The following is a 22,469-nucleotide window of genomic DNA, read 5'->3' as shown; positions in this document are numbered from 1 at the left end:
AAATCTCCATGTTGATGGGCTGATGCGCTCAGCCGAACTGATAAGCCGACAACGTCGTTTGCATGACCCGGTCGGTGAAAATCTTGCGCCCCGAACTGTTCGCTGCGGCGCCAGCGGCCACCATCAACGGCAGCAGATGCTCTTCGGCGCGAGGCGGATGGCACAGCCGTGCCGAGGGCGCCTCGTCCCATTGCTGCAGGAGCATGTCGCGCCGGTCTGGCGGCGCGGCAATGGCTTCGCTCAGCCAATGATCGAATTCGTCCGAGATCGGTGCGAAACGTGGATTGCCGTACCCGCGCATGTTGTGAAAGCTCATGCCGCTGCCAACGATCAGCACGCCTTCGTCACGTAAAGGGGCAATGGCATGGCCGATTTCAAGATGGGCCCGGGCATTCAGATCGCTGCGCAGAGACAGCTGCACGACTGGTACATCAGCATCCGGGAACATCACCTTCAGCGGAATGAAGGTTCCGTGGTCATAACCGCGCTGAGGGTCTTCACCAGCCGTAATTCCGGCCTGGCCGAGCAGCTCCACCAGACGCGCCGCCAGCGCAGGATCACCCGGCGCCGGATAACGCAGCTCATAGGTATGCGCAGGGAAACCGTTGTAGTCGTAGATCAACTCGGGGTTGGCGCTGGCGGTGACCATGGGTTGTCGCTCCAGCCAGTGCCCGGATATCAGCACAATGGCGCGTGGCCGCTGCGGCAGTGTCGCGGCAATGCCCTTGAGGAAGGCCGCCATCTTGTCCCAGGCATCGGCCGGATTCCATTCCATGAAGAAACAGGGACCGGCACCGTGCGGTACGAACAGGGTTGGCATCTGCATCGGAGCTGGCGCGTTATCGGAGTGGCGGATCATCTCGTCGTCGTCCTCACGGGGTGAGGCATCAGTATGGATTACACTTCGTTTGGCTTTAACAAGGTAAAACACTTCAACAGTTCCAACTGGCAGTAGGAGCCGAGATGCTCGACCGAATCACAGGGATGCGCGTGTTCACCCGTGCCGCCAGTGCTGCCAGCCTGTCCGCTGCGGCGCGGCATTTAGGCCTCTCGCCCGCAATGGCGACCAAGCACGTCGACGCGTTGGAAGCCCGGCTCGGCGTCAAGCTGTTCCATCGCAGCACCCGACGCTTGAGCCTGACAGCGGCCGGCAGCAGTTACCTCTAGGCCTGCCTACGCATCTTGCCGGAGATCGATGAGGCCGAAGCCAGCGTCGCCTCGCAGCGAGTCGATGCTTCGGGGCTGCTGCGCATGAACGTGCCCCTATCATTCGGTACTCGTTTCATCGCCCCGCTGTTGCCGGAGTTCAGCCGTCGCCACCCCGCAGTAAAGGTGGAACTGGGGCTTACCGATAGCCAGGTTGATCTGATCGACGGGAGCTGGGACATGGCCGTGCGGATCGGCCGCCTCAACGATAGTCCTTTGCAGGCGCGGCGCCTGGCGGACTGCCAGATGCGGGTCTGCGCCTCGCCCGGATATATCGCTCGGCATGGCGTGCCGCGGCGGGTGAGCGATCTGTCCCGGCATAACTGCTTGGGGTATAGCCTGTCCGCTATGCTCGGCGGCCGTGAATGGGCATTCGGCACCGCCGCAGAAGTCCGCGTACCCATCCAAGGCAACCTGATCGCCAATAACGGTGCGGCGCTGGTGGCCGCCGCCGTCGGCGATCAGGGCCTGATTTACCAACCCCTGTTCATCGTCGCTGCCGCCCTGAGCCGTGGCGAGCTGGTGGTGGTGGAGCTGGATCAGCCTACGCTGGGTCTCGGCGGCATCCATGTGGTTTACCCGCCTGATCGCCGCCCGCCGGCCAAGGTGCGGGCGATGATCGATTATCTCGTCGAAGCCTTCTCAGGCGAGTTGCCCTGGATGACAGCGCACGCCTGACTCTCCGGCCAGCCGCCGCTTCCCGGCGTCCGCAACAATCACATGCACAGTCGCGCTGCGTTCAGAAAACGCCTCTGAAGCGGGCGCCTACGCCTGGTCGACCGAAAAAAAGATGAACCGCGCAAGCCACGGTCAGTCGGAATGAAGGTGCACCTGCTCGGCGCAGTGTGCTGCTGGATGGCCCGCCGGCAAAGGCCGGGCCCCACTCCGAAGGAACGCCGACCGACTCGCAGGACGTCACCAACCATCCATACCGTTCGAGCCCAGCCGGCTTGAGCGGTGCGTTACGGAGTAGCCATGAAAGCTGTTGTTTATCACGGTGTCGGCGACATCCGCCTTGAGGACGTAGCCGAACCACGCATAGAGGCGCCGACTGACGCCATTGTTCGCATCACTGCCTCGGCCATCTGCGGAACCGACCTGCACTTTGTACGCGGCACCTTCAGCGGGATGAAGCCCGGCACCATCCTGGGCCACGAAGCGGTCGGCATCGTGGAAGAGCTCGGCAGCGACGTTCGTAACCTGCAGATCGGCGATCGGGTCGTGATTCCTTCGACCATCGCCTGTGGCAACTGCTCTTATTGTCGTTCCGGCTATTTCGCTCAATGTGACGTGGCCAATCCCAACGGCAAGGAAGCAGGCACGGCGTTCTATGGCGGTCCGTCGGCGACTGGCCCGTTCCATGGTCTACAGGCGGAAAAGGCGCGTATTCCCTTTGCCAACATCGGATTGGTCAAGCTCCCGGCAGACGTCAGCGATGATCAAGCCATCCTGCTTTCGGACATCTTCCCAACCGGTTACTTCGGCGCCGAAATGGCCGAGATCCGTTCCGGCGATACGGTGGCGGTGTTCGGCTGCGGGCCGGTCGGCCAGTTCGCCATAGCCAGCGCCAAGCTGCTGGGCGCCGGACGCGTGTTCGCCATAGACCAGTTCGAGGATCGACTGCGCATGGCGCAACATCAGGGCGCGGAGATTATCGATTTCAATCGCGAGGACCCGATCGAAACGCTCAAGCGACTCACCGGTGGCATCGGGGTCGACCGCGTAATCGATGCGGTCGGCATCGACGCCGAACACGGCTGTTGCGGAGGCAAGCCAGCCGACGGTGCGCAGGCAGGCCAAGGCGCCCAATGGCAGCCCGGCGACGGCCCGTCCCAGGCGCTGGAGTGGGCAGTTCAAAGTCTTGCGAAAGCCGGCACGCTGTCCATCATCGGCGTTTATCCACCGGACGCGATGACCTTCCCTATCGGCATGGCGATGAACAAGAACATCACCATGAACATGGGCAACTGCCATCACCGCAAATACATCCCCCGGCTGATCGAGATGATCCAGGCGCGGCGCATCGACCCGGCGAAAATCCTGACCCAGGTGAAGCCGATGACCGACGCCATCGCCGCCTTCGAGGCGTTCGACCGGCGTGAACGTGGCTGGATCAAGGTGGAGCTGCAGCCCCAGCGCAGCAGTTCGGCCGGGGTCGGATCCGAGGAGAACGTGGTCGACAAAGCGATCGCCGACACCTTCCCAGCCAGCGACCCGACCAGCATGCAGAATCCCAGGTAACAACAGGAGACGGCGATGGCAGCCATCCATATCGGAATTTCAGGCTGGCGCTACGCACCCTGGCGAGGCGACTTCTATCCCAAGGGTCTTACCCAGAAGAACGAACTGAAGTTCGCCTCGCGTGCCGTAAGCAGCATCGAAATAAACGGTTCCTTCTATTCGCTCCAGCGGCCCGAGCTCTACGCCGGCTGGTACGACGAAACCCCCAACGGCTTCGTCTTCAGCGTCAAAGCACCGCGCTATATCACGCACATCCTGCGCTTGCGCGATGTCGAGAAGCCCATCGCCAACTTTCTCGCCTCGGGTGTGCTGGCGCTCAAGGACAAGCTCGGCCCAATGCTCTGGCAGTTCCCGCCGTCTTTCAAGTTCGATCCGGAACGCTTCGAGGCCTTTCTCGCCCTGCTGCCTCACGATACCGAGGCAGCATTGGAAATGGCGAAAGGCTGCGAGGCGCGGATGGAAGGCCGCAGCTACCTGCAGATAGACCGCAAGCGCCGTCTACGGCATGCGGTGGAAATCCGCAACGAGAGTTTCGTCGATCCGGCGTTCGTCGCGTTGCTGCGCAAGTACAAGGTCGCGCTGGTCGTTGCGGACACCGCTGGTAAGTGGCCTTACCGCGAGGACCTGACCAGCGATTTCGTCTATATCCGCCTGCATGGCGCCGAAGAGCTTTATACCAGCGGCTATAGCGACGAGGCGCTGGACAACTGGTGCCAGCGGATCAACCTCTGGAACCAGGGCCGGCAACCCGCCGATGCCCAGCTCATCTCTTCCGCCGAGCCTCCTTCACGCAAGGCGCGAGAGGTCTACTGCTATTTCGATAACGACGTGAAGGTCCGGGCCCCCTACGATGCGCGACAGCTGTTGCGCCGGCTCGGATTGGAGGAAAACCTGGAGACCACTCCGGGCCACCTGGAAGGAGCACTGGCTTGAATCTGGACAAGAATCATCCGCTCGACAGCAGCGACCTGGACGCCCACATGTCGACGGCGGTCAACTCGGTCCGCCTGCTTACCGTCAACACCCACAAGGGCTTCACCGCTCTCAATCGGCGATTCATCCTGCCGGAGCTGCGCGAGGCCGTCAGATCCGTGTCGGCCGACATCGTGTTTCTGCAGGAGGTTTTGGGCACGCATGAGAAGCACGCCCTGCGCTTCCACGACTGGCCGAAAATGTCGCAATACGAATTTTTGGCAGACAGCATCTGGACGGATTTCGCCTACGGCCGCAACGCGGTCTACCCGGACGGCGACCACGGCAATGCCCTGCTCTCCAAATTCCCCATCACGCGCTACGAAAATCTCGACATCTCCATCGCCGGCCCCGAGCGTCGCGGGCTGTTGCACAGCGTGTTGCAGGTGCCGGGCCACGAGGAATTCCATGCGATCTGTGTGCACCTTGGCCTGCGCGAAGCCCATCGACAGCAGCAGCTCCGTCTGCTCTGCGACCTGCTCGACTCTTTGCCAGACGGCGCACCGGTGGTCGTCGCCGGCGACTTCAATGACTGGCGGCTGAAGGGTGCCCAGGTCCTGGATCGTTGCGCCGGTATGCACGAGGTATTCGCCGTTTCCCAGGGCAAAGTCGCCAAGACTTTTCCGGCACGCTGGCCGATGCTGCGCCTGGACCGGATCTACGTGCGAAATGCCACGAGTCATAAAGCGCGAATCCTGGGTAACAAACCCTGGACGCACTTGTCCGATCATCTGCCCTTGGCGGTGGAGATACACCTATGAATTTTCACTGGAGAGACGGGAATCGCCTTCAGTTGCTGGAAAACGGCGAGGAATTTTTCCCCGCCGTGTTCGAGGCCATTGCGGCCGCGGAAAAGGAAGTCCTGCTGGAGACTTTCATTTTCTTCAAGGACAAGGTTGGCCAGGAGCTTCAAGCGGCGCTGATCGCCGCCGCCGAGCGCGGTGTCAGCATCGACGTGACCGTGGACGGTTATGGCTCGGCTGACCTTAACGGAGACTTTGCCGCTGCGATGTTACGGGCCGGCGTACGCATCCATATGTTCGATCCCGGCAAGCGCCTGCTGGGCAAGCGGATCAATGTGTTCCGTCGCATGCATCGTAAAATCGTCGTGGTGGATGGCGAGCTCGCCTTCATCGGTGGCATCAACTTCTCTGCCGATCACCTTGGCGATTTCGGCCCGGCGGCCAAGCAGGATTACGCATTGCGGGTCGAAGGGCCCGTGGTACATGACATTCACCGTTTTGCCCTCAGCACCATCGCGCCGGCGCAGTCGAACCGACGCTGGTGGCATCGGCGTACACGCACGCAGAGCAATGGATACGTCGGCGTCAGCCGGGGCGAAGCGCGTGCGCTGTTCGTCACCCGCGATAACAATGATCACCGCAACGACATCGAGCAGCACTACCTGCAGGCGATACGTGATGCCCGTTCGCGGCTGTTGATCGCCAATGCTTATTTTTTCCCCGGCTACCGTGTACTGCGTGAGATCCGCAACGCTGCTCGTCGTGGCGTCCGAGTGCGTCTGATCCTGCAGGGCCAACCGGATATGCCGATCGCCAAGTTCGGCGCACGCATGCTCTACAACTATCTGATGAGCGACGGCGTCGAGGTCCACGAATACTGCCGCCGCCCCCTGCATGGCAAGGTCGCGTTGGCAGACTACGAATGGTCAACGGTGGGTTCGAGCAATCTCGACCCGCTTAGCCTCTCTTTGAATCTCGAGGCGAATCTGATCATCCGCGACCACAATTTCAACCGGCAACTGCACGAAAAACTCGACCGGCTGCTGCAGGAAGACTGCCGACGCATTCCACTGGAACGCATCATTCGTGGTTACTGGTGGCGCGCACCGCTGGCCTTTTTCATCTTCCACTTCCTGCGTCACTTCCCGCAGATGGTGGGTTTGTTCCCCGCCCATCGGCCCCGGCTGCAGTTGCTCGATGCCGAGCCACTGGAGCCTAGTCCTGCCCCCTTGCAACGAGATCAGCGATGACCGAGTCACATGATGAGCCACGCAGCGGTTGGCGACGCCGCTGGCCGCTGATCAAGAAGATCCTGACGTATGTCTTCTTCATTCTGGTTGCCGGGCTGCTGATCGGCCTCGCGCGCAATGTGGACTGGAACGAGGTGTACACCACGTTGCGCAACTACAACGCAAAGACGCTATGGATGGCCGGCGCCGCGGCATTCGCCAGCTACACGGTGTATTGCTTCTTCGATGTGCTCGGCAAACATTATGCGCAGCACAAGCTGCCGGTCCGGCAGATCCTGCCGGTCACCTTCGTATGCTATGCCTTCAACCTGAACCTGAGCGCCTGGGTTGGCGGCATCGCGTTGCGCTATCGTCTCTATTCCCGACTTGGCTTACGCGCCTCGCAGATCACCCGCGTGTTCACAATGAGCGTGCTGACCAACTGGCTTGGCTACATCTGGCTGGCCGGATTGATCTTCGTCATGGGCTGGATCACCCCGCCGGACTCGTGGGAAATCGGTCACACAGCGCTGCGTGTGCTCGGCATCAGCTTGCTGGTGGTCGCGCTGGTGTATCTGTGGGCATGCGGTTTTTCCAAGCGCCGTCATTGGACGATACGCAAGCATGAAATTCACCTTCCCTCACTGCGGTTGGCAGCCCTACAGATGCTGCTGGGCGCGGCCAACTGGTCGCTGATGGCCCTCGTGGTCTATTTCATGTTGTCGCAGAAGGCCCCATATCCCGAAGTGTTGGGGATCCTGATGATCAGCAGCATCGCTGGCGTGATAGCGCACATTCCGGCCGGGCTCGGTGTGATCGAAGCGGTGTTCGTGGCGATGCTCGCCGATGAACTCAGCCAGAGCGCAATCGTGGCTGGCCTGATCGGCTATCGGGTCGTGTATTTCCTGGTGCCGCTGTTCTTTGCCACGATTCTGTACGTCGTGCTCGAAGCGCGGGCTAAGAAGCTGCGTTCCGGCAACGAAGCTCAACCCAAACCCGATGAGGAGCAGACGAAACATCCCTCCGCCGGCGCTGAGGCTCGTCAGTAGTACCGTTGGACGTGGAGATGCGCACTAAAAAGCCGGGACGATTCGTCGTCCCGGCTTTTTCGGTTTCTGGCATGCGCTCCGGGATGCCGGCCTTGCTACACCTGGGGTCGCAGGATGATCACGCCAAGCGGCGGTAGCGTCAGGCTGAGTGACACATCCTGGCCGTGCGCAGGCACCTGCTCGGCGAGCATGCCGCCGCCGTTGCCCACATTGGAACCACCGTAGCACTCGGCATCGCTGTTGAAAATCTCCAGCCAACGACTGTCTACCGGCACACCGACCCGATAGCCCTCGCGCACTACAGGGGTGAAGTTGCCGACGACCAACAATGGATGGCCAGTCGAGCTCCTGCGCAACCAGGCGAACACGCTGTTGGCGCGATCATCCCCGATCAGCCATTGGAAGCCCTGCGGGTCGGCGTCCAGCTGATGCAATGCAGGCTCCTGGCCGTATAGCCGATTGAGGTCACGAACCAGATTCTGCGCACCACGGTGGTCGGCTTCCTCAAGCAGATGCCAATCCAGCTCGCGGTCATGGCTCCACTCGCGCCACTGACCGAACTCGCAGCCCATGAACAGCAGTTTCTTGCCCGGGTGCGTCCACATGAACGACAGGTAGGCACGCAGATTGGCGAACTTCTGCCAGCGGTCACCGGGCATCTTGTCGATCAGCGAGCCCTTGCCGTGCACCACTTCGTCGTGGGAGATCGGCAGCACGAAGTGCTCCGAGTAGGCGTAGACCATGCTGAAGGTGAATTTGTCATGGTGATACTGGCGGTTGATCGGATCTTCCTGGATGTACTTGAGGCTGTCATGCATCCAGCCCATGTTCCACTTGTAAGCAAAGCCAAGGCCACCTTCCGAGGTAGGTTTGCTGACGCCAGGGAATGCCGTGGACTCTTCGGCAATCACCAACGCGCCAGGTGTCTCGGTCGCTACGACGTCGTTCAGGTGACGCAGGAAGTCGATCGCCTCGAGGTTTTCCCGACCGCCGTGACGGTTAGGGATCCATTCGCCTTCGTTGCGTGAATAGTCGCGATAGAGCATCGAGGCAACCGCATCGACACGCAATGCGTCGACGTGAAATTCACGCAGCCAATGCAGCGCCGAAGCCAGCATGAAGCCATGTACCTCACTGCGCCCCAGGTTGTAGATGTAGGTATCCCAGTCCTGATGGAAGCCCTCGAAGGGGTGGGCATACTCATACAACGCCGTGCCGTCGAACTCCCCTAGGCCGTGAGCGTCGGTCGGGAAATGCGCCGGCACCCAATCGAGGATCACGCCGATGCCAGCGGTGTGGCAGGCATCGACAAAGGCGGCGAAGTCATGCGCGCTGCCGTAACGCGCGCTGGGCGCGAATTGAGAGAGCAGCTGGTAGCCCCACGAGCCACCGAACGGGTGCTCCATGATTGGCATCAGCTCGATGTGGGTGAAGCCCAGATCCACAACATAGGGAATCAATCGCTCGGCCAGTTCATGCCAGTCGTAGAGCCGGCCATCGTCGCCGCCTTCCCGACGCCAGGAGCCGGCGTGCAGCTCGTAAATCGTCATCGGCGCCTGAAGCGACTGCCGCGCCGCTCTCTGTTGCAACCAGGCATCGTCTTTCCATTCGTACTCCAACGGGTGCGAGATCACCGAAGCGGTTCCAGGAGGGAGCTCGGTCGCCAGCGCCACGGGGTCGGCCTTCAGCGGCAAGATACCGTGCGGACCGAGAATCTCGTACTTGTAGCGGTCGCCGGGCTGCAAGCGCGGTAGGAAAATCTCCCAGACACCCGCCGGGAAACGCAGACGCATCGGATGCCGTCGACCATCCCAATCGTTAAAGCTACCCACCACCGATACCCGCCTGGCGTTAGGCGCCCAGACGGCGAAGCGCACGCCTTGCACGCCGTCGACCTCCATCGGCTGTGCGCCGAACACGCGGCCGATCTGCCGGTGGTTGCCCTCGGCGAACAGATACATGTCCGTCTCACCGAGCTGCGGGCCGAAACTGAACGGATCCTCGGTCACCTGCACACCGCCGGCCCAACGAATCCTCAGCAGATACGACTGTTGATTGGTCAGCCGAGTGAAGAAGAACCCCGGCACCTGGCCCTGCTCCATCGCTGCCAGAACACGGCCGCCGGAGCGTTCCAGCACCTCGACACCCAGCGCATTGGGCAGATAAGCACGCACCACCAGGCCATCACCGTCTGGGTGCGGCCCGAGGATCGAGAACGGATCGCCGTGCTCCGCGCGTACCAGCGCGTCTACATCGGCATCTCTGGGAAGTAGGGTTTCACCGGGCATGGTCACCACCGGACGATCATTCATTGGGAACCTCCATCGGAAATCTGTTGGGCCAACGCCGCCAATCCCTGTAGGGGAACGGACAGCCAGGCCGGGCGGTTCTCTGCCTCATAGGCCACTTCATATGCCGTCTTCTCCAGGCTGAACAACGCCAGCGCGGCGTCGGCTCCGGCGGCATCCTTCCAGGCGTGCGGCATGTCTGCGGTAGCCTCGCGATAGCCCTCAAGGAAGACACTGCGCGCGCTCTGCTGATAGGTATCGGAAATATTGCGTCGCGCCAGATCCGCCGCTTCGGAGCTGTCACTGATCTGAGCATTGCGCATGGTCATGGCGGTTGCGTATTCGAATGAGCGCAACACGCCGGCAACATCCTTGAATGGGCTCAGCTTGCTTCTGCGCTCCTCTAGCGAACGCGCCGGCTCGCCCTCGAAGTCGATGAAATAGGCATCGCCCTGCGCTACCAATACCTGACCAAGGTGCAGGTCTCCATGCACACGGGTTCGCAGGCCACCAACGGTCCGTTCAGCCAACCGTTTCACTTCGGCCAACAGCTGCGTGCGCTGACCGAGCAGCGGGTCGACCAACGCCGCCATCTTGCGGTCGAGATCGCCACGGCGCGCCTGCAGCAGATCCAGCGCACGTTCCACCTGGCCAGAGATGGCGCTGATCCATTCCTTGGTATCGGCCGGACGAGTCGGCTCACTGGCAAATGCCTGGTCATCGGTGTGTGCGGCCAGTGTCATGTGCATCTCGCCCAGACGTTGTCCGAGCAGGCGATTGAAGGCTTCAAGCTCTTCGAGTGCGTCGAACTGGTTTTCATGCAGGGAGACGCCGCCAGCGATCTGGTCGCGCACGGCGCGGTCGAGCGTATTGAGCGTCCACTCCCAGGCGTCGCCCTGGTTGTCGAGATAGCGCTGAATCACCATCAGGGCATGCAGCTCGCCCTGCTTGTCGACACGCGTCACCTGGCCGAGCATCGCAGATATGTAGTTGAAGCCCTGCTCCGTCAGGAAACGTCCCATTTCCAGTTCCGGGTGCACACCCGCCGACACCCGCCGCAGCAACTTGATCATCATGCTGCCGCCGATGATTGCCGAGCTGTTGGATTGCTCGGCCGTGAGGTAGCGCACCTCGGCATCAGCTGGCAGCTCGATTTCGGCCAGCTGGGCCATCGGTTCGAAGCGGATCTCACCGTCGCCGCACTGCACTACCCGTTCCTCGCGCAGCCCTTGAATCACGCCCAGCACAAATTGGTTTAGCGCGAACGCATCAGTCAGCAACCCCACCTGGGGCCCCCGTCGTACTCGCGCCATGGCCAGTTGTTGCGGCAGCGCGGTGTCGAAATCGCCTTCGTCGAGGAAGCCCAGCGGCAACTGGTACAGATCGGTGCGTCCTGCCGCCTCCACTGCAATTTCGCTCAGCAGTACCGGACGCTGTGGGTCACCGAACGGCACGCTGTAGCAAATCTTGATCGAGTCGATGGCCGCGTCCTTGCTGGCGAACCAGCGCCGTTTCGGCAGGTACGCCGGTAACGATTCGGTTTCGAGAGTGCGCTTGTTGGCCGCAGTAAGCGTATCCAGACGCTTGAGTACCAGCGTTTGAAAGTCAGGCATGGTTTCCACCGGTTCTTGGTGCCAGCTAGGCATCTGGTGACTGGTCGCCAGCTGGAACCAGTAGAAGCCATACGGTGGCAAGGTCAGCAGATAAGGTAATTGGCCGATCGGCGGGAACGCACTGCCGCCGACCATTTCCACCGGCACCATGCCGGCGTAATGCGACAGTTCCAGCTCGGCGGCCTGAGCCGAGCGCGACACGTTGGCCACGCAGAAGATGACCTCGGTTTCCCCGCTGGGTGCCGTGAACTCGCGCAGGTAAGCCAAGATGCGCCGGTTGCTCGGCGCGAGCATCTTGAGCGTGCCACGGCCGAACGCTTTGAACTGCTTGCGGATTGAAAGCAAGCGTCGGGTCCAGTTGAGCAACGAATGCGGATCGCGCTGCTGCGCTTCGACGTTGATCGCCTGATACCCGTAAAGCGGGTCCATGATTGGTGGTAATACCAGGCTGGGTGGGTCGGCGCGGGAGAAACCCCCGTTGCGGTCTACCGACCATTGCATCGGGGTGCGGACCCCATCGCGGTCGCCGAGGAAGATGTTGTCACCCATGCCGATCTCGTCGCCGTAATAGATTACCGGCGTGCCGGGCATCGAGAGCAGCAGGCTGTTGAGTAGTTCGATCCGCCGGCGGTCGCGTTCCAACAGCGGCGCCAGGCGCCGACGAATGCCGAGGTTGATCCGCGCGCGCTTATCCGAGGCGTAGTAATTCCAGAGGTAGTCGCGCTCCTTGTCGGTCACCATTTCCAGCGTCAGCTCGTCATGGTTGCGCAGAAAAATCGCCCATTGGCAGTTTTCCGGAATGTCCGGTGTCTGCCTCAGGATATCGGTAATCGGGAAGCGATCCTCTTGTGCCAGGGCCATGTACATGCGCGGCATCAGCGGGAAATGGAACGCCATGTGGCATTCGTCGCCCAGGCCGCCGTCCTCACCGCCGAAATACAGCTGGGTGTCCTCCGGCCACTGGTTGGCTTCAGCCAGCAGCATGCGGTCCGGGTAGTTGGCATCGATCTCGGCCCGAATCTGTTTCAGCACCACGTGGGTCTCGGGCAGGTTCTCGTTGTTGGTGCCGTCGCGTTCGACCAAATACGGGATCGCGTCGAGCCTCAACCCATCAATGCCAAGGTCGAGCCAATAGCGCATCACACTGAGGACCGCCTTCATCACCTGCGGATTGTCGAAATTGAGGTCCGGCTGATGCGAATAGAAGCGGTGCCAGAAGTATTGCTGGGCCACCGGGTCCCAGGTCCAGTTCGATACCTCGGTATCGAGGAAGATGATCCGCGTCCCGTCGTACTTGTCATCGCTGTCCGACCAGACGTAGAAATCGCGCGCCGCAGAACCCTTTTTCGCCTTGCGCGCTCGTTGGAACCAGGGATGCTGATCCGAGGTATGGTTGATGACCAGTTCGGTAATCACCCGCAGACCGCGTTTGTGCGCGGCGGCTATAAAGCGCCTGGCATCGGCCATGGTGCCGTAGTCCGAATGTACGCCGCGGTATTCGGCGATGTCGTAACCGTCGTCGCGTCGTGGCGAGGGGTAGAACGGCAACAGCCAGATGGTATTGACGCCAAGGTCGGCGATGTAATCGAGCTTGTCGATCAACCCTTGGAAGTCGCCGACGCCGTCGTTATTTGAGTCATAGAACGATTTAAGGTGGACCTGATAGACCACCGCATCCTTGTACCAGAGGGGGTCTTTAATGAAGGCGGCTGGTTTGCGCGCTTTGGCCATGTTCTCTTTCCTTTCATGACCTCCAGAACCCGACCCATAAAGGCGCCGGGTGGAGACTGAAAAAGTGCACTAACGGTCTAGATGTCAGATTATGTTTTATCCGTAAAGCTCTGATATCCAATGGTTTTGTTATAATTTTCTAGAATCTACTTTAGGTCTGGATCAGGCGCCTCGGCGGTCAGTCGCCAGATACCGAATGGCTGATGCCACGGCTCAATTCGCATCCACTGTGTTTTGCCGTACCAGGTCCAGCGATGCCCGTTCATGAGGTCTTCGCCACGTGTTTCGGCGTGATCGGAAAGCCCAAGCTCCCATAAAGGCAATTCGAAATGCGCCTCTTGGGCGTTGTGCGGATCCAGGCTAATGGCAACCAGAATGAAGTTCGAGCGATCCGGCGTGCGCTTGCCGAAAAAGAGAATGTTGTCGTTGTAGGCCGTGTAGGCCTTGAAACCGAGATGGGTCTGCAGTGCCGGATTCTGCCGGCGGATGCGATTGAGCTGGGCTATTTCGGCGATGATGTTTCCCGGCGCGTGATAGTCGCGTGGGCGTATTTCGTACTTCTCGGAATTGAGGTACTCCTCCTTGCCCGGGATCGCGGCGGATTCGCACAGCTCGAAGCCCGAATACATGCCCCAAAGGCCCGACCCCATCGTGGCCAGGGCCGCACGAATAAGGAACCCCGGGCGGCCGGAGTCATGCAGGAAGAACGGGTTGATGTCCGGGGTGTTGACGAAGAAATTCGGTCGATAGCAATCGCGCAGCGGCGGCTCGTTGAGCTCGGTGAAATACTCGCTCAGCTCCGCTTTGTTGTTGCGCCAGGTGAAGTAGGTATAGCTCTGGTTGAAACCGACCTTGCCCAGGCGCGCCATCATGGCCGGCCGGGTGAACGCTTCGGAGAGGAACATCACGTCCGGGTCTCGCTCGCGGATGTCGGCAATCATCCATTCCCAGAATGGCAGCGGTTTGGTGTGCGGATTATCGACACGGAAAATCTTCACCCCCTGCTGCACCCAATGCCAGACCACATCGCGCAGGGCGATCCATAGGTCGGGCATGGCGTCTTCGGCGTAGAAATCGACATTGACGATGTCCTGATACTTTTTCGGCGGGTTCTCCGCATAGCGGATGGTCCCGTCAGGCCGCCAGGAGAACCAGCCCGGATGCTCCTTCAGCCAGGGATGGTCTTGGGAGCACTGAATGGCGAAATCGAGCGCGATTTCCAGCCCGTGTTCGCGCGCAGCGGCCACCAGCTCACGGAAATCCTCCAGCGTGCCCAGCTGCGGGTGAACGGCCTCATGGCCGCCCTGCTCGCTGCCGATGGCATAGGGGCTCCCGGGATCGTTGGGGCCGGCCTCAAGCGTGTTGTTGGGGCCTTTGCGGTGCTGGCGTCCGATGGGGTGGATAGGCGTGAAATAGAGCACGTCGAACCCCATGTCGCGGATCGACGGCAGGCGTTTGTGCACGTCGCGCAAGGTGCCGTGGCGATTCGGATCGTCGGTTTCGGAGCGAGGAAACAGCTCGTACCAACTGGCGAATTGAGCCAGGGGGCGTTCGACATCGAGGGGGAATACCGGGCTCTGGCTGCAATGCTCGCGAGGGTCGGCGGCAGCCATCACCGCGGCGGTCTCCTCAGCGAGCATTACCGAGACGCGCTCATCGTCCAGATGCGCTGTGCTCAGGCGATGCAGTAGATCGTCGATGATGGCCCTGGTTTCGCCCTGGGTTCGGCCGCTTGCTCGTTCCAACAGCCTACGGCCCTCTTCCAGCTCCAGCTGGATAGGCACGCCGGCAGCATGCTTTTTCGAGAGTTCGTAACGGTAGGTCTCGTAGATGTCCCACCAGGCTTCGATCATGAATTCGTGACCGGCGACCTGAGTCGGGGTGAACTGGCCTTCCCAGCTGTCATTGCCGAGCAGCTTGAGTCGTGCACGGCGCCAGGTGCTCTCGTCCTTGGTACGCCAACAGATCGCGGCGGCCAGTTGGTCATGACCGTCGGCGAAGATCTTGCTGGTAACGTTTACCGGATGGCCGATGATGGCCTTGGCCGCGAATCGCCCGCCGTCGAGCACCGGCTCGGTCGACTCGATGGCAATGCGTGGCATCTTCAGTGCCTGTTCCAGTCGGGGGTGAATCGTTGCGTGGGGCTGTGCATCGTTCATCGAACGGGCTCCTGGGGCCTAAATCGTTGCAATACGACGCCCAACCGCTACGGAAGAGAACCGTACGGGTTGGGTTCACCGCGTAAGAATCCGCTGTGCGGGCTTTCTCGGGCTCTGTTCTTCCGAACCAAAGGAGGCCGTAAAAGTTCAGCATGACACGCCGCTACGATGCCGCTGCACGCAGCTATACGACGGGCGTCGGAAACTTCGATGGCGGTTCAGGAAAGGTCTTTAATCAAATGGAAAAGCCGGACGTGGGAAACGGTCACCGGTGCGCTTGCGTTCCGCCCATCACGAGCTATTCCTGATGATTACTGATTGAACTGATGGAGACTGCCATGACTCCGCATGCCCGCCCCGATGTGCCCCAACCCGATCCCGTCATGCATGACAAGCCGGGTGATCTGCCCCAGGTGCCCTGCCCCGACGACCTCGATGATTACAAACCTGGCACGCCTTTCGGAGGCCAGGCCGTAGCCGACGAGGCGCCGGAGCCGACCTAGTCCCCAGCGATCAGCAAGGGGTTGTAGCCGCTGCGCGCGTATTCGTCCTGCTCGGCCAGCAACAGGTCCAGGGCCAAACTGGCAAGATCGTCGGCCACCGGATCAGCGCGCCCGTGAAGCTCGCGCTGCATGACCTTCAGATAGCTGTGACACTCGTTGCAGGCCTCCGCCTGGACCGGCAGGAACGGCTTGCCTTGATCATCGTCGAGGGTCAGGTAAAGCAACTTGCCGCCACTGTCGCACACGCTGCACTTGACGCGTTCCAGATGCCATTCGGTCGCGCACAGCGAACAGTGCAGATAGCGCACGCCGCTGCGATGGCGCTCGTTATGCACCACGCTCGCCACAGGCGCGGCTCCGCAACAGGGACACAGCGCCTGCGCCTCGCCGACCGGGCGTGCCGGAGGGTTCGGCAGCCCGATGGCCAGGCGCATCCAGGTCACCTGCAGCGCTGCGGCAACCAACGGCAGCAAGGCGCGGGTGGCCTCGTTGCCGGGGCGCATCTCGAATACGTCATCGGCCAGTTCATTGAGCTGATCGGCCGACATCTCACGCAGCGTGGCGAGCAGTGGCCGCTGGCGCTCACCAACGTGAAGTTCGATCGCATCGAGAATGGCAAGCAGGTCTTGTTGCCAGCAAACATCTCGCCGCAGCGCCTGAAAGCCCAGCGGCGGCATGCCGTGTTTCAGCGCCTGATCAAATGCATCCGCCGCCGGTTGCCAGGCTGGCTCTTGCTCGGTCAGCACCTGATGCTGGGCCTGAACCAGACGCGCCATGAAAGCAAGAAACTCGTCCAGCGGCGGAACCTGTAACACCAGCTCCCGCAGCCGCGTGGCCCGCTTGCTAAACACTTTGGCGTCCGGCAGCACCACATGTGGCGCGTCCATAATCCCAGAAGGCGCACTTCCATAAGAATGGTTCACTGCAGCTCCTTTCATCGGCGGCGGTCTTGCACTTCGCTGGTGGGCGACGCACTTTGCGAATCAGATTTCTTGTTACGCATGATTTCCTCGTACCACAGCCCATGATGGTGTCGCGCCCAGGCGTGGCTGACACGGCCTTGCGTCATGGCCCGCACCGAGCCTTTGACCCAGATCGCCGAGTAGATGTGGATGACCAGCGTGATGATCGCAATGAATGCGGTAATCGCGTGGATCATTGCGGCCCAGCGCAGGGCCCAGATCGGCATGTCATCGGCAATCCAGGGGCGCCAGAGCACGATTCCAGTGATCAGCAGCACCGGCACGGTAGCCAGAAAGATCCAGTACACCAGCTTTTGCCCCGCGTTGTTCTTGCCCACCGGGGGCAAGCGCTCGTCGCGGTTGCTGAGTACGTCGCGGATCTGCCTGGTCCACTGCACATCGTGCTTTCGGATCAGGTTGTCGCCAAAGAAACGCACCGCCTGAATGATGAAGAACAACGACATGAACACCCCTATATAGGGGTGCACGATACGAGTCGGTTCAGGCCCGCCGAAAAGAGCCGTTAGGCCGAAGAAGGCAGGGTAGAACAGCGCGAGTCCGCTTAGTGTCAGCATCACGAAGGTGATCGCTATCAGCCAGTGGTTAACTCGCGTCCACCAGCCGTAGCGCAGGATGCCGTGCTTGACATTGGAATGGCTCATAACCGGTCCTCCCCACGGCGATCAAGCTCTCGATCGGCCGCAGCCAACTCTGGATCCGGATCGTCTTCAGGTTCTTCTTTCGGCCCCTTCATCACGTAGTGGAAGAAGCCGGCCAGAACCGACATACCCAGCGCCACCGACATGATCGGCTTGGTCACACCTTTCCATAGCTCTACGGTCGGAGCGATGTGTGGGTCCTTCGGCAGTCCACTGTAGATTTCCGGCTTGTCCGCATGCTGCAGCACATACACGACGTGCGTGCCGCCTACACCCGCTGGATCGTAGATACCTGCGTTCTCGTACCCTCTTCCCTGGAGGTGCTGGACCCGATGGGCACCGTAGTCGAGCATGTCTTCTTTGGTGCCGAACATGATTGCCGAGGTCGGGCAGCTCTTCACGCAGGCGGGCTCCAGCCCGTGATAGACCCGGTCGGAACACAACGTGCATTTGTACGCCTTGTTGTCCTTTTTCGAGATTCGAGGAATGTCGAACGGGCAACCTGCAATGCAATAGCCGCAGCCGATGCAATGCTCGGAATTGAAATCCACGATGCCGTTGGCGTACTGCACGATGGCGCCGGGCGACGGACAGGCCTTGAGGCAACCCGGCTCTGCGCAATGCATGCAGTTGTCCTTGCGGATCAGCCACTCGAGGTTGCCCTGCTCATTCTCATACTCACTGAAGCGCATGACCTCGAAGGACTCCGCCGTCAAGTCCTGCGGGTTGTTGTAGGTCCCGTCGCACTCGCCGACTTCGTCGCGCAGGTCGTTCCACTCCGAACAGGCCACCTGACAAGCCTTGCAGCCGATACAGACCGAGACATCGATGAGTTTGGTCACTTTCTCGACGCCGCCATGCCGCACCTGCGGCGATGGCGTGGTGGTCGCCGAGCGGGCGATGATGTTCTGCAGGTTGATCTGGTCTCCACGCATCAGGCAGCTCCTCCAATCTTCTCCACATTCACCAGGAACGACTTGAATTCCGGTGTCTGGGTGTTTCCGTCACCCACGAACGGCGTGAGGGTGTTGGTCAGGTGCGCCTTCTTCGCCACACCTTTGAAGCCCCAATGAATAGGGATACCGATCTGGTGCACGGTACGGCCATCGATCTGCAGCGGAACCAGTCGCTTGGTCACCACGGCGACTGCCGTGATGAAGCCCCGTTTGGAGCTCACCCGCACCCGTTCTCCCGCAACGATACCCAGCTCCTCGGCGAGCACGGCGCTGATCTCGATGAACTTTTCCGGCTGGGCAATCGCGTTGAGCCGCGCATGCGTCGTCCAATAATGGAAATGTTCGGTAAGACGGTAGGTTGTCGCCGCGTAGGGAAATTCCTTGTTTGAGCCGAACGAATCGCGATCCTGTTCGAAAACACGCGCAATCGGATTGTTCAGCGCCAATGGATTGTTCGGGCTCATCGGGTTGCGGTCGATGGGCGTTTCCATTGGCTCGTAGTGCTCCGGGAACGGCCCCTCGTTCAACCATTCCGACGCGAAAAACTGTCCAGCCCCTGTCTGAGTGACGATGAACGGTCCCACGCCCTGTGACGGCGGCGACGTCAGCGGGAAGTCCGGCACGTCCGCCCCGGTCCAGCGTTCGCCATTCCACCAGACGAACGCCTTGTTGGGTGCCCACGGCGTGCCATCCGGCCGCGCCGACGCACGGTTATAGAGCAAACGCCGATTCATTGGCCAAGACCAGGCCCAGCCCAAGGTGTTGCCGGTGTTGTAGGGATCGGAATTGTCGCGCCTGGCCATCATGTTGCCTTCTTCGGTCCAGGCTCCGGAGTAGATCCAGCAACCGCAGGCTGTCGAGCCGTCGTCGCGAAGCTCGCTGAAATCCTTCAGCAACTCACCTTTGCGACGGACGACATTGCCCGCTTCGTCAGTCAGGTCTGTCAGCGCTCGGCCGTTATATTCCTTGGCCAGTTCTTCGGCTCGCGGAAACTTCGGGTCCTTGTAATTCCACGAAAGATTCAGAATCGGATCCGGGAACGCGCCACCCTCCTCCTGATACATCGCTTTCAACCGCAGCATGAGCTCACCGAGAATTTCGGTATCAGGCATCGATTCGCCCGGTCCCGGCGCCGCTTTCTCATGCCACTGCAGCCAGCGCGAGCTGTTGGTGATGGAACCGTCATCCTCGGCGAAACAGGTGGTCGGCAAGCGGAACACTTCGGTGCCGATCTGCGACGGATCGACATCGTGATACTCACCGAAATTCTTCCAGAACTCGCCGGTTTCCACTGTCAGCGGATCCATGATCACAAAGTACTTGAGCTTCGACAGGCCATCCATGACCTTGGCCTTGTTCGGAAACGCCGCCAGGATGTTGAAGCCCTGACAGAAGGCGCCGGTCATCTTGCCCAGGGTCATGTCATTGATGGCGTAAAGCACGTCGTAGATCGGCACCGACAGCTTCGGTAGCCAGTCGTAGCACCAGTCGTTCTCGACAGTGGCGACGTCGCCGTACCAGTCTTTCATCAGGCTGACGAAGAACCGCTCATAGAACTTCCAGTACGACACCTCGCCTTCCACCAGCGGCGGCTTGATCCGGGTCTTCATGTAATCGGCATAGCTTTGCAGATTCGCCGACGGCAGGTTCAGGTAGCCCGGCAATAGATTGGAAAGCAGACCGATGTCCGTCAGGCCCTGAATGTTGGAGTGGCCGCGCAGCGCGTTCACACCGCCGCCGGGCATGCCCATGTTGCCGAGCAGCAATTGCACCATCGCACCGCAACGGATGATCTGCGAACCAATGGTGTGCTGCGTCCATCCCAGGGCATAGAGGATGGTCATGGTCTTATCCGGCGCCGAGGTCTGCGCCATCAAATCCCAGAGCTCCTGCACCTTCTGGCGAGGCATGCCACAAACGTTTTCCACCTGCTCGATGGTGTAACGGCTGTAATGCTGACGCATCAGCTGGAACACACAGCGTGGATGCCTGAGGCTGGGATCGGAGCGTGCGAAGCCGCGCTCGTCCAGTTCGAAATTCCAGGTCTCACGGTTGTAGATTCGGTCCTCTGGATTATAGCCAGTGAACAAACCATCCTCGAAACCGAAGCCTTCTGCGACGATCAAGCTCGCGTCGGTGTATTCGCGTACGTACTCATGAGCATAGCGATCGGACTCGATCAGGTAGCTGATGAAACCACCGAGGAACACGATGTCCGTGCCGGTGCGAATCCAGGCGTGATAATCCGCCACCGCCGTGGTGCGGTTGAAGCGAGGATCGATCGAAATCAGGATCGCATTGCTGCGCTCCTTGGCATGCATGACCCAGCGGAAGCCCACGGGATGTGCTTCAGCCGAATTACCGCCCATCGACAGAATGACGTTAGCGTTTCCAATGTCGACCCAGTGGTTCGTCATGGCACCGCGACCAAATGTTGGGGCAAGACCTGCCACCGTTGGTCCGTGTCAAACGCGCGCCTGGTTGTCGAGCTGGAGGATGCCGAGTGCTCGGGTAATCTTCTGCGTGATGTATGCGGTCTCGTTGGTGCAGGCTGAAGCCGCCACCATGGACGTCGTCAGCCAACGGTTGACCAGTTGACCCTTCTCATTATGCGTCTCGAAATTTTTGTCGCGGTCGTCCTTCATGTGCCGCGCGATACGGGTGAAAGCTTCGTCCCAGCTGATGCGCTTCCATTCGTTGGTGAATGGCTCACGCACCTCGGGGTACTTGACCCTTGATTCGCTCTTGATGAAGTCCAGCACACCCGCGCCGCGTGGGCAGAGCGAGCCGCGGCTGACCGGGTGATCCGGGTCGCCTTCGACGTGGTAGATCTCGTTGACTACGTTGGCGGCGCCATCACCGCGGGAATAGAGCAACATGCCGCAGCCTACCGAGCAGTAAGTGCATATGTTGCGCGCAACCTTCGCGCCGGTCAGTTTGAAGTGACGAATCGACGCTACGGCTTCATCAGGCGCAAACCCCATCATGGCCATGCTCGATGCACCTACACCAGCCGCACCGAACTTCAGGAACTGTCGCCGGGATACTCGCACGGTCATCGGTATCTCCTGTTTGCTTGTTATGTTCTGCTCATCGAATAAGTCGACTGCAACCGCTCTACGATGGTTCCTGCAGACCGACGATGAGTTCGGCGCATGTTCGCTACGCTAGTTGAAGGCTAGCTGGAGTTTCGGTAATGGAAAGCCCACCGGTCGAATCAGGCGCTCGCGTTGACCAACTTCAGCAAGCGCGCCGAAATCGACTGTCTGGTCGAGGCGTAATCGGACCAGGGATCGACACGGATTTGCTCCAACCGCTCTTGGAGGTTTTGAATGTTCCACTGGTCCGCACCGGCAATCTGCTCCAATTCGCCGCGGCCGATGGGTACCGAAACCGGCAAACCGGGACGAGCGCGCGCCGAGTAAGCTGCCACAGTGCTGGCGCCGCGCTGATTACGCAGATAATCGACGAAGATTTTGTCGACACGGTTTTTCGGTCCCATCTTCGCCACGATCCGTTCGGGTGCCTCTGTGGCGAGACGCGTCGTCACGCCACGTGCAAATTCGCTGATGCAATCCCAACTCTGCCGACGATCGATCGGCACGACCACGTGCATGCCGCGTCCGCCACTGGTTTTGAGGAATGCCTGGAGGCCCAGCTCCTCCAGCAGATCAAGCGTCATACCGGTCGCTTCGATCATCCTCGACCATGGCAGCGTGGGGTCCGGATCGAGGTCGAAAACAATACGGTCCGGCCGGTCGATCCGGTCGCTACGGGCATTCCAGGTATGGAATTCAACGGTACCCATCTGCACCGCCTCGACCACCGCCGTGATGCTGTCGGCCTGGATCAAACGTGCATGTTCTGGATCGAGCGATTTGTCCAATACCCGCATGTTGGGCATCTTGAGGCGGCCGCAATGGCGCTGAAAGAAGCTCTCCCCATCCACGCCGTCGGGCGCGCGGACGATGGATAACGGCCGATTGGCCAGATGCGGCGTCAGCCAGTCGCCCACCGTCAGATAGTATTGAGCCAGCTGCAGCTTGGTCGCGCCGCTCTTCGCGTCGATAACCCGCTGGGGGTTGCTGATGCCGATGCCGCCCACATCGGGGCGGCTGCTCTTGCCGGACTTTGCGGGCATGCGCGTACCTCGTCGGG

15 protein-coding genes and 1 pseudogene are annotated in these 22,469 nt (G+C 60.6%); 7 read left to right on the top strand and 9 right to left on the bottom strand.

The features are described 5' to 3' along the window. Positions 1–28 precede the first annotated feature (28 nt). Entirely contained in the window at positions 29–859 is an 831-nt protein-coding gene (locus H3028_RS11580; protein ID WP_258237783.1) for a class III extradiol ring-cleavage dioxygenase, read from the bottom strand. A gap of 104 nt (positions 860–963) precedes the next feature. On the opposite strand from H3028_RS11580, the pseudogene H3028_RS11575 reads away from it, so the two are divergent. From H3028_RS11575 to H3028_RS11550, 6 genes and pseudogenes are all read left to right on the top strand, one after another. Then, positions 964–1,884 (top strand): annotated as a pseudogene (locus H3028_RS11575) (LysR family transcriptional regulator). Between the two features lie 297 nt (positions 1,885–2,181). Further along, the gene (locus tag H3028_RS11570) at positions 2,182–3,447 is read left to right on the top strand and encodes a zinc-dependent alcohol dehydrogenase (RefSeq protein WP_181297167.1); all 1,266 of its coding nucleotides are present in this window, start codon (positions 2,182–2,184) and stop codon (positions 3,445–3,447) included. A gap of 15 nt (positions 3,448–3,462) precedes the next feature. Then, positions 3,463–4,380: a DUF72 domain-containing protein gene (locus tag H3028_RS11565; protein WP_181297166.1), complete on the top strand. Its 918-nt coding sequence runs from the start codon at positions 3,463–3,465 to the stop codon at positions 4,378–4,380. Continuing rightward, a complete protein-coding gene (locus H3028_RS11560; RefSeq protein ID WP_181297165.1) occupies positions 4,377–5,180 on the top strand; it encodes an endonuclease/exonuclease/phosphatase family protein in 804 nt (267 codons plus the stop codon). The genes H3028_RS11565 and H3028_RS11560 overlap by 4 nt, the downstream gene beginning before the upstream one ends. Continuing rightward, positions 5,177–6,412 carry a cardiolipin synthase ClsB gene (gene clsB / locus H3028_RS11555; protein WP_181297164.1) on the top strand — a complete coding sequence of 412 codons (1,236 nt, stop codon included), beginning with the start codon at positions 5,177–5,179 and terminating at the stop codon, positions 6,410–6,412. Before H3028_RS11560 ends, clsB begins: the two co-directional genes overlap by 4 nt. Continuing rightward, complete coding sequence (locus H3028_RS11550) at positions 6,409–7,440, top strand: lysylphosphatidylglycerol synthase domain-containing protein (RefSeq protein ID WP_181297163.1); 1,032 nt, start codon at positions 6,409–6,411, stop codon at positions 7,438–7,440. Before clsB ends, H3028_RS11550 begins: the two co-directional genes overlap by 4 nt. Before the next feature lie 95 nt (positions 7,441–7,535). On the opposite strand, the gene glgB is transcribed toward H3028_RS11550, so the two are convergent. The 3 genes from glgB to H3028_RS11535 form a co-directional block, all read right to left on the bottom strand. Continuing rightward, positions 7,536–9,752 carry a 1,4-alpha-glucan branching protein GlgB gene (gene glgB / locus H3028_RS11545; RefSeq protein WP_181297162.1) on the bottom strand — a complete coding sequence of 739 codons (2,217 nt, stop codon included), beginning with the start codon at positions 9,750–9,752 and terminating at the stop codon, positions 7,536–7,538. Beyond that, positions 9,749–13,072 (bottom strand): maltose alpha-D-glucosyltransferase, encoded by a 3,324-nt coding sequence (treS, locus tag H3028_RS11540; protein WP_181297161.1) that lies wholly within the window; start codon positions 13,070–13,072, stop codon positions 9,749–9,751. Before treS ends, glgB begins: the two co-directional genes overlap by 4 nt. Positions 13,073–13,218: 146 nt before the next feature. Continuing rightward, a complete protein-coding gene (locus tag H3028_RS11535; RefSeq protein ID WP_181297160.1) occupies positions 13,219–15,231 on the bottom strand; it encodes an alpha-1,4-glucan--maltose-1-phosphate maltosyltransferase in 2,013 nt (670 codons plus the stop codon). Positions 15,232–15,569: 338 nt separating this feature from the next. Between H3028_RS11535 and H3028_RS11530 the strand changes: the two genes are divergently transcribed. Beyond that, entirely contained in the window at positions 15,570–15,734 is a 165-nt protein-coding gene (locus H3028_RS11530; protein ID WP_168423644.1) for a hypothetical protein, read from the top strand. Here H3028_RS11530 and fdhE read toward each other — a convergent pair. From fdhE to ligD, 5 genes are all read right to left on the bottom strand, one after another. Next, a complete protein-coding gene (gene fdhE / locus H3028_RS11525) occupies positions 15,731–16,672 on the bottom strand; it encodes a formate dehydrogenase accessory protein FdhE (protein WP_181297159.1) in 942 nt (313 codons plus the stop codon). The genes H3028_RS11530 and fdhE overlap by 4 nt on opposite strands. Beyond that, complete coding sequence (locus H3028_RS11520) at positions 16,669–17,358, bottom strand: formate dehydrogenase subunit gamma (protein ID WP_168423646.1); 690 nt, start codon at positions 17,356–17,358, stop codon at positions 16,669–16,671. Before H3028_RS11520 ends, fdhE begins: the two co-directional genes overlap by 4 nt. After that, complete coding sequence (fdxH, locus tag H3028_RS11515; RefSeq protein ID WP_181297158.1) at positions 17,355–18,290, bottom strand: formate dehydrogenase subunit beta; 936 nt, start codon at positions 18,288–18,290, stop codon at positions 17,355–17,357. Before fdxH ends, H3028_RS11520 begins: the two co-directional genes overlap by 4 nt. Continuing rightward, positions 18,290–21,364, bottom strand: coding sequence for a formate dehydrogenase-N subunit alpha (fdnG, locus tag H3028_RS11510; RefSeq protein ID WP_181297481.1), 3,075 nt, complete (start codon positions 21,362–21,364; stop codon positions 18,290–18,292). Before fdnG ends, fdxH begins: the two co-directional genes overlap by 1 nt. 164 nt (positions 21,365–21,528) lie before the next feature. Then, positions 21,529–22,452 carry a non-homologous end-joining DNA ligase gene (ligD, locus tag H3028_RS11505; RefSeq protein ID WP_181297157.1) on the bottom strand — a complete coding sequence of 308 codons (924 nt, stop codon included), beginning with the start codon at positions 22,450–22,452 and terminating at the stop codon, positions 21,529–21,531. Positions 22,453–22,469 lie beyond the last annotated feature (17 nt).

It is taken from the genome of Pseudomonas sp. Q2-TVG4-2, assembly GCF_013620795.1.
In the GTDB taxonomy this organism is placed as follows: Bacteria; Pseudomonadota; Gammaproteobacteria; order Pseudomonadales; family Pseudomonadaceae; genus Stutzerimonas.
This window is presented reverse-complemented; position numbering and strand designations above follow the sequence as displayed.